Raw genomic sequence first — 14866 nt, forward strand, 5'->3', positions numbered from 1 at the left:
ATAACACATTAGCATCTAAATGATTAAACGCCTTAACAACGCGCGCCCCTGGAACTAAATCACGGAATACTACACTCGAATGCTTGGCAAGACGAATTGCCTTGATGCCATAGGCTGCGAGTGGAGTGCTTGGATGACGGGCGTGAGGTCATTATTGAGTTCGATGATCTGGAGTACATGAATCACGCTTGCATCGAGCTGATTGATGATTGGCAAAAGCAGTATCTGGGGACGGGTGGTCGCGTGCAAATCGACTGGGACACACTCATCAGCAAATACCACGACAAGTTCAATCGGCGGGCCTTGCCTGCCTGAATTTGCTGGTTTGTTTTGCGCTGCGTTTTGTTACAAGCTGCCGGGCTTGTGGCAGGACGCAGCTTTTTTACTTATCGCGGCAATGTCCGGGCAATCACCCAGCACTCCACTTCAGCGGCGCCCGCTTTTTTGATGGCTTTTGCCAGTGCCTGCAGGCTGGCGCCAGTGGTCATCACATCATCCAGTAGCACGACACGCTCACCTGTCATGGCGGCGTGACAGGCAAATGCGCCTTTCATATTGCTGGCGCGCGCTTTCAGTGGCAGGCTGGCTTGGGGTGGCGTGAACTTGATGCGCTCGCAGCTGGTGTAATCCAGCGGGATAGCCAAGGCCTTGCTGATAATGCGGGCCACTTCGAGAGACTGGTTATAGCCGCGTTCGCGCAGGCGCAGCGGATGCAATGGCATGGGGATCAGGCGGTCAGGGCGCGGTCGCGCGCTCACTGATTCCGCCAGCAGATGGCCGAATACGCGGGCCATGTGCAGCATGTCTCGGTATTTATAGCCTTGCAACATGGCATCGAGCGGAAAGTCGTAGCGGAGCAGGGCATGGGTATGGTCAAAAGCCGGTGGCGAGGTTAGGCAATGCCCACAGAGCAATCCCTGGCTGGAGGGGAGGGCGCATTGCGGGCAGCTCGGTACTTTGTGCCAGGGTAGGTCTTGCTGGCACGGCGCGCACAGGCCAAGGTCACCGCCGTCGTCGGAGGTGCACAAGAGACATTCCTGCGTCAAAGCCTGATTAAAAAATGAGCACATGTTTTAAAGGTGACTGGCATTTAATCGACAAGTATAATGGCGGACACGACATAGCGAGGTGTATACATGGCTACTCAAGTGATTACCGTCAAGCAGCAGATTCGTGCTGCGCAGATGTTTACCTTCTTCTCCATCATCGCGGTGCTGCTGTTGCCCGCGATTATCCCGATGCTGTTGTGGCTGGCAGCCTCGATCTTTGTATACGCGGCGGCTGCCAATCATCCCAATCCCAAGATCTGTGATTACATCCGTTTCTCCGGGTACCGCTTTTATGGCGTGGTGGGCTCGCTGGTCGTGATTCTGAATTTTAGTCCCCAACTGGCGAAAATGGCAGGCGGCTGGCCACATTTGATGGGTTATATCTGGTTGGGATGTTTTCTGGTGGTAGTGCCTTTGGGCGTGCGGGATTTACTGCGCGCGAAGAATGATTCCTGGCAAGAAATGAATGTAGAGGTAGACAATGCTTGAAGTTGCAGTGGATGTGAACAGCATCAAGAAAAACACACCTGTCGTCGAGGCTGAAAAACGCTGGACGGTGGCCCAGATTGTTGAACTGTTTGAAATGCCGTTCAGTGATCTGATTCACCGTGCACAGACGGTGCATCGCCAGAATTTTGACCCGAATGCCGTGCAGGTAAGCACCCTGCTGTCGATCAAGACCGGCGGCTGTTCGGAGGATTGCGGCTACTGTCCGCAAGCGGCCCGCTACCATACTGATGTTGAAAATGAGCCTTTGATGGCGCTGGATGCCGTGCTGGAAGCCGCCAAGGCCGCCAAGGAAAATGGCGCCAGCCGTTTCTGCATGGGCGCTGCCTGGCGCAGCCCCAAGCAGCGTGACCTTGAGCCTGTGCTCAAGATGATCGCCGAAGTGAAGGCCATGGGGCTGGAAACCTGCGCTACGCTGGGCATGCTGAAGGACGGCCAGGCTGAACAATTGAAAGATGCAGGTCTGGATTATTACAATCACAATCTGGATACCGCGCCGGAGTTCTATGGCGATGTGATCACCACTCGTACCTACCAGGACAGATTGGACACGCTGGATCGCGTGCGCGATGCGGATATCAATGTCTGCTGTGGCGGCATTATCGGCATGGGCGAAAGCCGCGTTCAACGCGCCGGTCTGCTGGCGCAACTTGCCAATATGGAACGCCCGCCGGAAAGTGTGCCCATCAACCTGCTGACCCAAGTGGAAGGCACCCCGCTGCATGGGACTGATGAACTCGATTCTTTCGAGTTCGTGCGCACTATTGCCGCTGCCCGTATCACCATGCCTGGCAGTTACGTCCGCCTGTCTGCAGGCCGTCAAAGCATGCATGAAGGCATACAGGCCCTGTGCTTTATTGCCGGCGCCAATTCCATTTTCTACGGCGAAAAGCTGCTGACGACCGGAAATCCTGAAGCCGAGGCTGACCGTGCGCTGTTCGCCAAGCTGGGGCTGCATCCCGCCTGATCATGACCTTGCTGGACGAGTTAGCTGCTGAACTGGCAGAGCGCACCTCTGCCGGATTGCTGCGTAAACGGCGCATTGTCGAGGGGCCGCAACAAGCGGAAGTGATGGTAAACGGTAAGTGCTTGCTCTCGTTCGCAAGCAATGATTACCTGGGGTTGGCCAATCACCCGAGCCTGATCTCAGCCATGCAGCAGGCAACGCAAACCGTGGGGGTTGGCAGTGGTGCCTCGCACCTCATTACCGGCCATCATGCCTTGCATGAAGAGCTGGAGCATGCCTTGGCCGACTTTGTCGGCTTGCCTGCTGCGCTGCTTTTCTCCACCGGCTACATGGCCAATATGGGTGTCGTGGCCGCGCTGCTGGGGCGAGATGACGCCGTATTTGCCGACAAGCTCAACCATGCTTCGCTGAATGATGCCGTGGTATTGTCGCGCGCCGAATTCAAGCGTTACCCGCATCAGGATCTGGCCGCACTCGAATCGATGCTCGCCAGCAGTCGCGCGCGACGCAAGCTGGTGCTGGTCGATGCTGTTTTCAGCATGGATGGTGATATTGCCCCGGTGCCGGAAATCCTGGCCCTGTGCGAACGCTACGATGCCTGGCTCATGCTGGACGATGCACATGGCTTTGGCGTGCTGGGCGAGCATGGTGCTGGGGTACTTGAGCACTTCAATATTACTTCGCCCCGCATTATCTACATGGCCACTTTGGGCAAGGCGGCGGGCGTGGCAGGTGCATTCGTTGCCGGCGAGCCCGTGCTGATTGATTACTTGCTCCAGCAGGCACGGACTTATATTTACACCACGGCCAGCCCTGCGCCATTGGCCGCAGCGCTGCTGGCAGCGTTGAAGGTCATCCACGACGAGCCGCAACGCCGCGCGCACTTGCGGCATCTGATGTTTATCCTTAACACCCATACTCCTCGTCGCTGGCAATGGATGCCCTCTGAAACAGCGATACAGCCTTTGCTGGTCGGTAGTAATGATGAGGTATTGCGCCTCAGTGAGTATTTGCTCACGCGTGGCCTGCTGGTACCCGCCATTCGCCCACCCACCGTTCCCAAAGGCACTGCCCGCTTAAGAATTTCGCTCTCTGCAGCACATAGCGAGCAGGATGTGCATGCCCTTATTCACGCTTTGCGCGAGGCAGAAGTCGCGCTGGAGTCTGCGGCATGAGCCTGCATATTGAAATCAAAGGCAGTGGTCATCCGCTAGTGCTGATCCATGGTTGGGGCATGCATGGTGGCGTCTGGCAGCCGCTTATTAAAAAACTCAGCCAGTATTACCAGCTTCATATCGTGGATCTGCCTGGCATGGGTCACAGCCGTCCGCTAGAGCCTGCGCATCTGCATGCCATTGCCGAGGCATTGGCGGCGCAGTTGCCGCCCAATGCCGATATATGTGGCTGGTCCATGGGGGGGCTGGTGGCCATGCGCTTGGCACTGGCGCATCCTGAGGTGGTGCGGCGCATGATACTGATTGGCAGTTCGCCGCGCTTTGTTAATGCGGAATCCGATACCGCCACGGATTCTTGGCAATATGGCATTGCGGCGGATGTTTTTCATCAGTTCGCGGGCCAGGTGAATGCGGATTACCATGCGACGCTAATCAAGTTTCTGACGCTGCAATGCATGGGTTCCAGTGACGCCCGTGCCACGGTCAAACAACTGCGCTCGACGTTTTCCGAGCGCCCGGTGCCGACGGCGGGCTCATTGCAGAAAGCGCTGCATATCTTGCTGGAAAACGACCTGCGTCACGAGATTCCCCATCTACACAAACCTGTGCTGCTGATTCACGGGGATCGTGACACGCTGGCGCCGGTGCAGGCGGCGCACTGGCTGTCGCAACATTTACCATTTGGTCGCCTGCGCGTCATTGCCGGTGCAGGGCATGCGCCGTTTCTTTCGCACCCTGATCAATTTATGCGGGCGATTGACGAATTTCTTGAGCCTGGCAATGCAGTCCACCCGCTGGAGCGTCAGCCATGACCACGGACGCTTACCTGATAGATAAAGCCCGCGTACGGCGTTCGTTTGACCGGGCGGCGGGCACGTATGATGCGGCGGCCTTGCTGCAACGCGAAGTCCGCGAGCGCATGCTGGAGCGGCTTGATCTGGTCAAACTGACTCCCCGGGCGGTACTGGATGCTGGCTGTGGCACGGGACACGCCAGTGCGGCTTTATCCGTCCGGTACCGCCAGAGTCAGGTGATCTCGCTGGATATTGCCATGGGCATGCTTAAAAAAACCATGGCGGCGCGCTCGCTAGTGCAACGGCTGTTTGGCTTTGACCGGCGTCATGCCGTGTGTGCGGATATTGAGCGTTTGCCGCTAGCAGCCGCCAGCATGGATCTGGTTTGGTCGAATATGGCGATTCAATGGTGCAATGATCTGGACCTAGCCTTTACGGAAATGCAGCGCGTGTTGAAGCCGGAAGGGCTGCTGATGTTCAGCACGCTGGGCCCCGATACCCTCAAAGAGCTGCGTGCAGCGACGCGTCAGGATGATGCCCATGTCACCGTCAGCCGTTTTATCGATATGCATGATATTGGCGATGCCTTGGTGCGGGCGGGCTTTAATGCGCCGGTGCTGGATGTCGAGTATTTCGAGCTGACCTATGACGACGTGCTGGGCGTGATGCGTGACCTCAAAGCCATAGGCGCTCACAACGCGGCTGAAGGACGCCATCGCGGCTTGCAGGGGCGGGGCTTCCTGCAGCATGTGCAGGCACGCTATGAATCTTTCCGGCGCGATGGCAAGTTGCCTGCCACGTACGAGGTGATCTACGGCCATGCATGGAAACCACAGGCGCGACAGGAGCTGCCCGATGGTTTGTCGCCCGTTCAGTTTCGTCCACGCGCCTCCTCCTCGACATAACGGCCCTGATTAACCAGATGCAAACTACCGTCAATAACAGCAAGGCCTGGTTTGTGACCGGCACGGATACCGGCGTTGGCAAAACCTTGATCTCCAGTGCGCTGGTGCATGCCTTTGCAGCGCAAGGCATGCGTTCGGTAGGCATGAAGCCAGTGGCCGCTGGCTGTGAATGGCGGGATGGCGAGTTGCACAATGACGATGTGGCGATGCTGCGGGCCGCCAGCAATCTGCCGATGGCGCGCGAGCGCATCAATCCATATGCCTTTATTCCCCCGGTTGCGCCACATATTGCGGCGCAGCAGGCCAATACCGCGATATCGCTAGATATATTGCTGCAGAGTTTTCATGGCTTGCAGGCTGAAGCGGAGCGCGTGATTGTGGAGGGGGTAGGTGGCTTTTGCGTGCCGCTGGGCGATACACTGGATACGGCCGATCTTGCCGTGGCGCTGGGTTTGCCCGTCATCCTGGTAGTAGGCTTGCGACTGGGGTGCCTGAACCATGCCTTGCTGACACAGGAGGTCATCCTGTCGCGTGGCTTGCGCCTGCAGGGCTGGGTGGGCAATCACATTGATCCCGACATGGCGATGCCACAAGAGAATATAGCTGCCTTGCAGCAACGATTACAGGCGCCTTGTCTGGGGATTGTGCCGTGGCAAGCTGGGGTCAGCGCTGACCTATCAACTTCCCATCAGCCGAATTTTCGGCAGGTGAGTTCGCTACTTAATCTCGCATTGCTGACAGACTCATCAGTTGCTTAGGCGTGCCGCGCCAAGCATACTTAAGCTGCCCCAACAATAGCGGGAGTATTCAGGCGTTATCCCTATAAAGCTTGTGCTGGTTGATGTATGTCAGCACGTTGTCCGGCAGCAGATATCGCACGCTCAAACCTTGCTCCAGCGTGGCGCGTATATGGGTTGCTGAAATATCCAGCGCGGTGATGTCCTGCAGGTAAATATGCCCGGCGGGTTTCTGGTGCAGGCGGGCGGTATCGTGGGTCTGGCGTTTGCCGAGCAGGCCGCGCAGCTCAGGGCTGAGGTCGGCATGTATTTCGGCCGGGCCTGGGCGATACGCCACTATCAGGTGGCAATACTCCAGCAGCTCTTGCCAGCGATGCCAGTTGGATAAGCCCATGAAAGCATCACTGCCCAGCAGCCAGCATAGCGAAACACGCTCGCCCAGTTCAGCTCTCAGCGATATCAGGGAATCAATGGTGTAAGAGTGCCCGGGGCGTTCCAGCTCGCGGGTATCCACTAAAAAATGTGGATTGTCCGCGATGCCCAGCTTGACCATGGCAACGCGGTGCGTCGAGCTGACCTCGGGCTCTGCGCGGTGCGGTGGGTGAGCAGCTGGCATAAAGCGCACCTGCTCCAGGCCAATGGCATCGGCCAGCTCCTCCGCCATGCGTAAATGTCCCAGATGCAGCGGGTTGAAGGTGCCGCCCAGGATACCGATGACTGCGGGGGACTTCATGGGCGGGGTTTCATGCTGGATGGAGGATCAGGCCCGGACCTGGCCGTCGCCGAATACCACGTACTTGAGCGAGGTCAGCCCCTCAAGACCCACCGGACCCCGGGCATGCAGCTTGTCGGTCGAGATGCCGATTTCGGCCCCCAGGCCATATTCAAAGCCATCGGCAAAGCGTGGCGATGCATTGACCATGACGCTGCTGGAATCCACCTCACGCAGGAACTGCCGCGCACGTGTGTAGTTTTCCGTGACAATGGCTTCGGTATGCTGCGAGGAGTACTGGTTGATATGGGCAATGGCCTCATCCACATCCGCGACTACCTTGCATGAAATGATCGCGGCCAGATACTCCGTGTAGTAATCCTCTTCGGTCGCAGCCTTGGCTTCTGGTACCAGGGCGCGCGTTTCATCGCAGCCACGGATTTCCACGCCTTTGGCTGTCAGCATGGCGGCCAGCCGTGGCAGTGCCTCAGCAGCAATGCCACGCGCAACCAGCAGCGATTCCGCCGTGTTGCATGTGCCCAGGCGCTGGGTCTTGGCGTTCTCCAGTATGCGTACGGCCTTGTCGAGGTCGGCGCTGTCATCCACATAAACATGGCAATTGCCATCCAGATGCTTGATGACGGGAATGCGCGCTTCGTTGGAGATGCGCTCAATCAGCCCCTTGCCGCCACGTGGCACAATCACATCCACATATTCTTTCATGGTGATCAACTCGCCTACGGCGGCACGGTCAGTGGTTTCCACCACTTGCACGGCCGAGGTTGGCAGGCCTGCGGCATGCAAGCCCTCGTGCACCAGCTTGGCCAGGGCGCGATTGCACTCAATGGCTTCGGAGCCGCCGCGCAAAATGGCAGCATTGCCGGACTTGATGCACAGTCCGGCCGCATCGACCGTCACATTCGGACGAGCTTCGTAAATGATGCCGATAACGCCCAGCGGCACGCGCATGCGCCCAATCTGGATACCAGAAGGCCGGTATTTGAAATCGGACATTTCACCGATAGGGTCGGGCAGGGAGGCGATCTGTTCCAACCCCTCCGCCATAGTGGCGATGGATTTTTCGCTCAAGGCCAGGCGATCCAGCATGGCGGCTTCCATGCCATTGGCTTTGGCGCGATCCAGGTCAGCCTGATTGGCAGCCAGTAGGGCGGCCTGATGGCGGCGTATGGCCTGGGCGATGGTGACTAGCGCCAGATTTTTGGTATTGGTGTCGGCGCGGGCCATGGCACGCGATGCCTGCCGCGCCTGCTGCCCTACCTGCTGCATGTAATGTTTGATATCCATGGTGTCCTCTATGCTGCCTGATGCAGCATGTTCTTATGTCCGCCGTGCTGCGCGGCTGCTTACTTTTGCCAGGCCGAAGCACAGGCGGGATATTTCAAGCCAGGCATCCTGACGGATCAGGCCCTTGGCGGTTTTGTCGATCTCGGCCAGCTTGTGCAGGGCGGCTTGCAGTTGCCGCAGGCTAAGCCTACCTAGGGCGCGTTTGGTCAGTGCCTGTCTGTCCCCATAAATGCGGGCTTGCTGCATGGCCTGGTTCAGATTCTCGCCACGCGTCTCGGCTTCTTTCACACGCACCAGTGGGCGCAACACCCATAGCAACGGATTCATCACCGCGATAGGCTGCACACCTTCATCCCGCAGGCCCTGTAGTATCCGTACCGTGCGTTCGGTGTCACCCGCCAGTACGGCTTCGCCAAGTTGAAACGCATCGTAGCGCGCCACATTTAATACGGCATCGCGCACGGCTTCAGCAGCAAGTGGTCCCGGTGGATACAAGAGCCCCAGTTTCTGGATTTCCTGATGGGCGGCCAGCAGATTGCCTTCCACCTGATGCGCCAGAAACTCTAGCGTCGCCTGATCCGTCTCTTGCTGCTGCATGGCCAGCCTACGCGCAATCCATTGTGGCAGCTGAGCGGCCTCCACTTCTTGCAAGGTCAGGGTGACTGCTGCATTTTCAAGTGCGCCAAACCAGGCGCTGTTTTTACCGTCGCGATCCAACTTGGGCAGGATGATGATGGTCACCGCATCGGGCAGTGGTTTTGATGCTATTGCTTGTAGCGCTTTGCCACCATCGGTACCCGGCTTGCCGGAGGGTATGTGTAGCTCCAGTATGCGCTGGCTGGCAAACAGCGAAATCGACTGGCCAAATGCGGCAATCTGCTGCCAGTTGAAATTGCGCTCCACGGTCAGGCTGGTGCGTTCATCAAAGCCCAGCGCACGTGCCTTGGCACGTATGGCATCCAGACACTCGCGCTGCGCCAAAGGTTCGTCACCGGTCAGCACATAGATAGGCTCCAGGCCCTTTTCAAGATGCTTGGCGAGTTGCTCTGCCGGTAAACGCATCAGAGTTTGGGCGCTTGCAGATTGCCTGGTTTTTGTACGATGAGGCGCCGTAGCAGTTCTCGAGCTGCCTCGGCGCGCATGTCATCGTACAGCCGGGCTTCTTCGCCCTGCTTGGCCAGCAATTCGGCATCGCTGTAGGAGTAGTCGCGGCGCTGTTCAATCATTTGCTCCTTGCCCCATAGCTCACTGTCTGGGTCTTTCAGGCGGAAATAGACGCGATAGTAGAGATCAAACTCTCGCACAAGACCGGTACCGCTCAGGGACAGAATGCGTTTTTCCGTTTTCTCGCCCACCATCTCCAGCATCAGCTCAGCTTTTTCCTTATCCGGCACGATGACCACGCCATTGACAGCCAGAGACTTTTTCAGGGGCTTGTCTATGCTGGTACTGACGCCTGTCATGTAAAGATTCTTGAATGCCAGGTCAGCAGTGCCACGCATCTGAAAGCCGCAGCCGGCCAGCACCAGACTGATCAGCAAGAGCAGTACGGAGAGGCCGGAAAATCCGGAGCCAATAAAAGGGTTAACGCCGTTACGCATTCTGTGCATGGACTATCCCACTACAATGTTGACGAGTTTGTTTGGTACCACAATGATCTTGCGTACAGTGCCTTCGGCCAGATGTTTTTGCAAGCTTTCGTGTTGCAGGGCCAGTTGCTCTATGCTCGCTTTGTCCATCGTTTTTGGCACGGTCATATTGCCGCGCAGCTTGCCATTCACCTGCAAGACCAATGTGATGTCATCCTGTACCAAGGCGGCCTGATCTGCCAATGGCCATGCGGCATCGACAATCTCGCTGCCAGGGCGAAGCTCTGTCCACAAGGCCTGGCTGATGTGCGGCACAATTGGCGACAGCAACAGGACCGCATGCTCCAGGACTTCCTGGCGCACACTGCGTGTCACAGCATCTTGCCCTTCCAGTTTGGCATAAGCATTCATGAGCTCCATCACGGCAGCAATCGCAGTGTTGAAGGCATGGCGGCGACCATAGTCATCGCTGATTTTTTCAATGGTCAGGTGCAACTGGCGGCGCAGGGTTTTCAGCTCGGCATTCAGTTCGCCAGCGGATGTGGCGGCGCTATATGCCGACACTACGCCTTGTTCCACATGGGCGGCTACGGCAGCCCATACGCGCTTCAGGAAGCGGTGCGCGCCTTCTACGCCAGCGTCTGACCACTCCAGGCTTTGCTCGGGAGGGGCTGCAAACATCATGAACAGGCGCGCGGTATCGGCGCCGTATTGCTCAATCAGGGCTTGCGGATCCACCGTGTTGCCTTTGGATTTCGACATCTTGCTGCCATCTTTTAGCACCATGCCTTGCGTCAGCAGCTTGTTGAATGGCTCGTCGTTCTTGAGCAGGCCGACATCGCGCATCAGCTTGTTGAAGAAGCGGGCGTACAGCAAATGCAGAATCGCATGTTCAATCCCACCAATGTATTGATCTACCGGCAGCCAGTAGTTGGCGCGCTCATCCACCATCGCCTTGTCGGCATCAAAGCTCGCATAGCGGGCGTAATACCACGATGACTCGAAGAAGGTATCCAGCGTGTCCGTTTCGCGCGTGGCCTTGCCACCACAAGTGGGGCAGGTGGTCTCGTAAAAGCTTGGGTCTTTCTTGATTGGCGAGCCCACGCCATCCATCACCACATCTTCCGGCAATACCACAGGCAGCTGGTCGGCGGGCACAGGTACTTCGCCACAGCTGTCGCAATGGATGATGGGGACAGGGCAGCCCCAGTAGCGCTGACGTGAGATACCCCAGTCACGCAGGCGATATTGCGTGCGGCGCTTGCCGAGGTTTTTGGCGCTGAGGGTGGCGGCAATGGCCGCAGAGGCGCCATCGAAATCCAGCCCGTCAAATTCACCAGAAGCAAACAATACGCCGTGTTCGGTAAATGCGGCGGTCAATGGCAGGTTGAGTTCACCATCGGCAGGGCGAATCACCGCCTTGACCGGCAACTGGTATTTGCCCGCAAACTCAAAGTCGCGTTCATCATGCGCAGGCACGGCCATCACAGCACCTTCGCCGTAGCTGATCAGCACGTAATTGGCGATCCACACCGGCAGCTTTTCGCCGGTGAGCGGATGCGCAACAAAGAGGCCAGTCGCCATGCCTTTTTTCTCGGCGGTGGCGAGGTCAGCTTCGGCCACGCTGCCCATCTTGCATTCGGCGATGAAAGTCTGCAGCGCAGGATTGTTGTCTGCTGCCTGAGTGGCCAGTGCGTGCTCGGCGGCGACGGCTACGTAAGTGGCGCCCATCAGCGTATCCGGCCGGGTGGTATACACCTTGAGCGTTTCGGCGGTGGCATTGCCTGCCGCATCCAGAATCGGGAACTCGACTTCACAGCCGTAGCTCTTGCCTATCCAGTTGCGCTGCATGGTCTTGACCTGCTCGGGCCAGCCTTCCAGCTTGTCGAGGTCTGCCAGCAGCTCATCGGCATAGGCGGTGATCTTCATGAAGTACTGGGGGATGTCGCGCTTTTCAACAATCGCGCCCGAACGCCACCCACGACCATCAATCACCTGCTCATTGGCAAGCACGGTCTGGTCCACCGGATCCCAGTTCACCGTGGCGGTCTTTTTGTAGATCAGGCCTTTCTTGAACAGCTCGGTGAACAGCCATTGTTCCCAGCGGTAGTATTCCGGTTTGCAGGTGGCGATCTCGCGCTGCCAGTCTATACCCAGTCCCAGCGATTTCAGCTGGGTTTTCATGTGCTCGATATTGCTATAAGTCCAGCCAGCAGGTGCCACGTTGTTCTTGATCGCGGCGTTTTCCGCAGGCAGGCCGAACGCATCCCAGCCCATGGGCTGCATGACATTGAAGCCTTTCATGCGGTGAAAACGGCTTAATACATCACCAATCGTGTAGTTGCGCACATGGCCCATGTGCAGGCGACCACTCGGGTAAGGGAACATCGACAGGCAATAGTATTTTGGCTTGTCGCTTTGCTCGCTGGCGGCAAATGTCTGATGGGTTTCCCAGTATTGCTGGGCCTGTTGTTCAATTTCGCGGAAAGGATACTGCTGCTGCATGAGGACGTGGGCTTTTGTAATGATTTATAAAGGTAAAATTATACCTTGAAGCCGTATGCCATGTCAGACTGCGGCGTAAAAACATGTGCCTGGATGGGCCATGAAAAAAAGCCCGCGAATGCGGGCTTTTTGATGAAATGCAAGATCGTAAAGTGGCTTACTTCAACGCATCAAAAATGCTGTCGCGTATCTTGTTCATGTCGCCCAGGCCATTCACCTTGACGTACTGCGGTGCGCCGCCAGTGCCAGACTTGGCCCAATCGGAGTAGTAGCCGATCAGTTGTTCGGTTTGCTCGTGGTAGACCTGCAAACGCTTTTGCACGGTTTCTTCCTTGTCATCTTCACGCTGCACCAGGTCTTCGCCGGTGATGTCGTCCTTGCCTTCGACCTTGGGCGGGTTGAATTTGACGTGGTAGGTACGGCCTGAAGCAGGGTGAGAGCGGCGGCCGCTCATGCGTTCCACGATGGCTTCATCCGGTACGTCGATTTCCACCACATAATCAATGCCGACACCGGCCTGCTTCATGGCTTCGGCCTGGGGAATGGTGCGAGGGAAGCCATCAAATAGGAAGCCGGCCTTGCAGTCGTCGTCCTTGATGCGCTCCTTGACCAGGCCGATGATCACTTCATCGGGAACCAGGCCGCCCGAATCCATGAATCTCTTGGCTTCCAGACCTAGTTGTGTGCCTGCCTTGACTGCTGCGCGCAGCATGTCGCCGGTGGAAATTTGCGGAATATTGAATTTTTCCTTGATGAAGTTGGCCTGGGTGCCTTTACCGGCGCCGGGAGCGCCAAGAAGAATCAGTCTCACGTGAGGTTCCTTTTTTGTACTGAGTGCGGAATCGAAACCGCGATTATATCAAACGAGGTAATTGGCGATGCTCACAAATGCGGAGAGCGGCAGATTTTCTGCGCGCCACTGCGAATCGATGCCCAGCGCTTCGAAGCCAGCATCGTCCAGCATGCCTTTGAGCGTGTTGCGCAGGGTCTTGCGGCGCTGACCAAATGCGGTGGCCACCACGCGCGCGAACAGGGCGTAATCCTTGGCCGGAAATGGCAGCTCGGTGTGCGGCACGCAGCGCACAAAGGCCGACTCCACCTTGGGCGCAGGGTCGAAGGCTTCCGGCGGCACGGTGAACAGGTATTCCATGTGCAGATGATATTGCAGCATGACCGATAGCCGTCCGTAGGCTGCACTGGAGGGCTCGGCCACCATGCGCTCGACCACTTCCTTTTGCAGCATGAAGTGCATGTCGATGATGTGGGCTACATTGTCCAGCAGATGAAACAGGATGGGCGTGGAAATGTTGTACGGCAGATTGCCGACCACACGCAGCCGCGGCGCGATGCTGGCGAAATCAAACTTCAGCGCGTCCCTGTTATGGATGATGACTTTGCCTGGGGCGTAGTGTTTTTCCATCCAGGCGATGATGTCACGGTCGATTTCCACCACATGCAACTTTTCCAGCCGCTGCACCAAGGGCTGGGTAAGGGCGCCGAGGCCAGGGCCGATTTCGACCATGATGTCCTGCGGCTGTGGAGTAATGGCATTCACCAGGCTGGCGATAATGGCCTGATCTGTCAGGAAGTTCTGGCCGAAGCGTTTTTTTGCTACATGTTTCATGTGGAAGCAGATGTTTTCTGAGAGAGTTCAATGGCAAGCTGGATAGCGGCCATGAGGCTGCCTGGATTGGCTTTTCCGCTGCCAGCGAGATCAAGCGCGGTGCCATGATCTACCGAAGTGCGAATGATGGGCAAGCCCAGCGTGACATTGACGCCGCCGCCAAAGCTGGCGTGCTTCAGCACAGGCAGGCCCTGGTCGTGATACATCGCCAGTACGGCATCGCCATGCTGCAGATGATGCGGCGCAAACAGCGTATCCGCAGGCAATGGACCTTGTAGCTGCATGCCCTCGCTACTCAGTTGTTTCAGCACCGGTGTGATGGTGGTGATTTCTTCATCGCCCAGATAGCCGCCTTCGCCTGCGTGCGGGTTGAGTCCGGCCACCAGTATGCGCGGATGGGCGATGCCGAATTTATGGACGAGATCGTGATGCAGTATGCGCAGGGTAGTTTCCAGGCTGCTGCGGGTAATGGCAGCGCTGACGGCAGTCAGCGGCAAATGGGTGGTGGCAAGCGCTACCCGCATGCCGCCGCCCACCAGCATCATGACCACTTGTGCGGTGCCGGTTTTTTCTGCCAGAAACTCAGTGTGGCCGGTAAAGGCGATGCCCGCATCATTGATGATGCCCTTGTGCACTGGAGCGGTCACCATGGCATTGAAACGGCCGCTGGCGCAGCCTTGCAGCGCGATTTCCAGCGTGCGCAGCACATAAGCGCTATTGCGGGCGTCCAGTGTGCCTGGCTTGGTAGGCGTGGCGAGCGGGGTATGTAACACCCGCAGCTGGCCATTGCCGGTGTGTGGAGATAAAGGCGAATCTGCACTGATGATGGTGAGGGGCAGGCCCAGCTGTCGGGCGCGTGCTTCGAGCAATGGCTGGTCCGCAATGATGGTCAGGCAGGCCGCGAGGGGCGTGCCTGCCAGCATGACGCATACATCCGGACCTATGCCAGCAGGTTCGCCAGCGGTAATGGCAATATGGGGTAAGGGCCTGTCCACCG

16 protein-coding genes are annotated in these 14866 nt (G+C 57.5%); 7 read left to right on the top strand and 9 right to left on the bottom strand.

Translation table 11 applies throughout. The features are described 5' to 3' along the window. Positions 1–129 precede the first annotated feature (129 nt). On the top strand, positions 130–315 hold the full coding sequence (locus tag LG204_RS03880; RefSeq protein WP_230336028.1) for a hypothetical protein: 186 nt from the start codon (positions 130–132) through the stop codon (positions 313–315). Between the two features lie 71 nt (positions 316–386). Here LG204_RS03880 and LG204_RS03885 read toward each other — a convergent pair whose 3' ends face one another. After that, entirely contained in the window at positions 387–1070 is a 684-nt protein-coding gene (locus LG204_RS03885; RefSeq protein WP_268867989.1) for a ComF family protein, read from the bottom strand. A gap of 66 nt (positions 1071–1136) precedes the next feature. Between LG204_RS03885 and LG204_RS03890 the strand changes: the two genes are divergently transcribed. Genes LG204_RS03890 through bioD form a run of 6 tightly spaced genes read left to right on the top strand, consistent with a single transcriptional unit; the run spans position 1137 to position 6155 of the window. Further along, entirely contained in the window at positions 1137–1538 is a 402-nt protein-coding gene (locus LG204_RS03890; protein WP_230336030.1) for a hypothetical protein, read from the top strand. Then, positions 1531–2523 (top strand): biotin synthase BioB, encoded by a 993-nt coding sequence (bioB, locus tag LG204_RS03895; RefSeq protein WP_230336031.1) that lies wholly within the window; start codon positions 1531–1533, stop codon positions 2521–2523. The genes LG204_RS03890 and bioB overlap by 8 nt, the downstream gene beginning before the upstream one ends. Positions 2524–2525: 2 nt before the next feature. Beyond that, positions 2526–3698, top strand: a complete 1173-nt coding sequence (bioF, locus tag LG204_RS03900) for an 8-amino-7-oxononanoate synthase (RefSeq protein ID WP_230336032.1) — start codon at positions 2526–2528, stop codon at positions 3696–3698. Then, the gene (gene bioH, locus LG204_RS03905; protein WP_230336033.1) at positions 3695–4510 is read left to right on the top strand and encodes a pimeloyl-ACP methyl ester esterase BioH; all 816 of its coding nucleotides are present in this window, start codon (positions 3695–3697) and stop codon (positions 4508–4510) included. Before bioF ends, bioH begins: the two co-directional genes overlap by 4 nt. Then, on the top strand, positions 4507–5397 hold the full coding sequence (gene bioC / locus LG204_RS03910; protein ID WP_230336034.1) for a malonyl-ACP O-methyltransferase BioC: 891 nt from the start codon (positions 4507–4509) through the stop codon (positions 5395–5397). Before bioH ends, bioC begins: the two co-directional genes overlap by 4 nt. Before the next feature lie 17 nt (positions 5398–5414). Continuing rightward, complete coding sequence (gene bioD / locus LG204_RS03915; protein WP_230336035.1) at positions 5415–6155, top strand: dethiobiotin synthase; 741 nt, start codon at positions 5415–5417, stop codon at positions 6153–6155. A 49-nt stretch (positions 6156–6204) separates the two neighbouring features. Here the strand turns inward: bioD and nadD are convergent, their stop codons facing one another. The 8 genes from nadD to pdxA all read right to left on the bottom strand — a co-directional run bounded on the left by nadD (position 6205) and on the right by pdxA (position 14864). Then, a complete protein-coding gene (nadD, locus tag LG204_RS03920; protein ID WP_230336036.1) occupies positions 6205–6867 on the bottom strand; it encodes a nicotinate-nucleotide adenylyltransferase in 663 nt (220 codons plus the stop codon). A gap of 27 nt (positions 6868–6894) precedes the next feature. After that, complete coding sequence (locus tag LG204_RS03925; protein WP_230336037.1) at positions 6895–8151, bottom strand: glutamate-5-semialdehyde dehydrogenase; 1257 nt, start codon at positions 8149–8151, stop codon at positions 6895–6897. A 33-nt stretch (positions 8152–8184) separates the two neighbouring features. Next, complete coding sequence (holA, locus tag LG204_RS03930; RefSeq protein ID WP_230336038.1) at positions 8185–9213, bottom strand: DNA polymerase III subunit delta; 1029 nt, start codon at positions 9211–9213, stop codon at positions 8185–8187. Beyond that, complete coding sequence (locus LG204_RS03935) at positions 9213–9761, bottom strand: LPS-assembly lipoprotein LptE (RefSeq protein WP_328441060.1); 549 nt, start codon at positions 9759–9761, stop codon at positions 9213–9215. Before LG204_RS03935 ends, holA begins: the two co-directional genes overlap by 1 nt. 3 nt (positions 9762–9764) lie before the next feature. Beyond that, positions 9765–12245, bottom strand: a complete 2481-nt coding sequence (gene leuS / locus LG204_RS03940; RefSeq protein ID WP_230336039.1) for a leucine--tRNA ligase — start codon at positions 12243–12245, stop codon at positions 9765–9767. Positions 12246–12402: 157 nt separating this feature from the next. After that, a complete protein-coding gene (adk, locus tag LG204_RS03945; protein ID WP_230336040.1) occupies positions 12403–13056 on the bottom strand; it encodes an adenylate kinase in 654 nt (217 codons plus the stop codon). A gap of 48 nt (positions 13057–13104) precedes the next feature. Next, a complete protein-coding gene (gene rsmA / locus LG204_RS03950) occupies positions 13105–13869 on the bottom strand; it encodes a 16S rRNA (adenine(1518)-N(6)/adenine(1519)-N(6))-dimethyltransferase RsmA (protein WP_230336041.1) in 765 nt (254 codons plus the stop codon). Further along, positions 13866–14864, bottom strand: coding sequence for a 4-hydroxythreonine-4-phosphate dehydrogenase PdxA (pdxA, locus tag LG204_RS03955; protein WP_230336042.1), 999 nt, complete (start codon positions 14862–14864; stop codon positions 13866–13868). The genes rsmA and pdxA overlap by 4 nt, the downstream gene beginning before the upstream one ends. Positions 14865–14866 lie beyond the last annotated feature (2 nt).

This window comes from Methylovorus menthalis (assembly GCF_020523625.1).
GTDB classification, from domain to species: domain Bacteria; phylum Pseudomonadota; class Gammaproteobacteria; order Burkholderiales; family Methylophilaceae; genus Methylovorus; species Methylovorus menthalis.

Excerpts from the sequence above, each read along its gene's own strand:
- bioD (WP_230336035.1), top strand. The coding sequence starts at position 5,415 with ATGCAAACTACCGTCAATAACAGCAAGGCCTGGTTTGTGACCGGCACG.
- LG204_RS03925 (WP_230336037.1), bottom strand. The coding sequence starts at position 8,151 with ATGGATATCAAACATTACATGCAGCAGGTAGGGCAGCAGGCGCGGCAG.
- bioF (WP_230336032.1), top strand. The coding sequence starts at position 2,526 with ATGACCTTGCTGGACGAGTTAGCTGCTGAACTGGCAGAGCGCACCTCT.
- bioC (WP_230336034.1), top strand. The coding sequence starts at position 4,507 with ATGACCACGGACGCTTACCTGATAGATAAAGCCCGCGTACGGCGTTCG.
- LG204_RS03890 (WP_230336030.1), top strand. The coding sequence starts at position 1,137 with ATGGCTACTCAAGTGATTACCGTCAAGCAGCAGATTCGTGCTGCGCAG.
- holA (WP_230336038.1), bottom strand. The coding sequence starts at position 9,213 with ATGCGTTTACCGGCAGAGCAACTCGCCAAGCATCTTGAAAAGGGCCTG.
- LG204_RS03935 (WP_328441060.1), bottom strand. The coding sequence starts at position 9,761 with ATGCACAGAATGCGTAACGGCGTTAACCCTTTTATTGGCTCCGGATTT.
- LG204_RS03885 (WP_268867989.1), bottom strand. The coding sequence starts at position 1,070 with ATGTGCTCATTTTTTAATCAGGCTTTGACGCAGGAATGTCTCTTGTGC.
- nadD (WP_230336036.1), bottom strand. The coding sequence starts at position 6,867 with ATGAAGTCCCCCGCAGTCATCGGTATCCTGGGCGGCACCTTCAACCCG.
- leuS (WP_230336039.1), bottom strand. The coding sequence starts at position 12,245 with ATGCAGCAGCAGTATCCTTTCCGCGAAATTGAACAACAGGCCCAGCAA.
- rsmA (WP_230336041.1), bottom strand. The coding sequence starts at position 13,869 with ATGAAACATGTAGCAAAAAAACGCTTCGGCCAGAACTTCCTGACAGAT.
- bioB (WP_230336031.1), top strand. The coding sequence starts at position 1,531 with ATGCTTGAAGTTGCAGTGGATGTGAACAGCATCAAGAAAAACACACCT.
- bioH (WP_230336033.1), top strand. The coding sequence starts at position 3,695 with ATGAGCCTGCATATTGAAATCAAAGGCAGTGGTCATCCGCTAGTGCTG.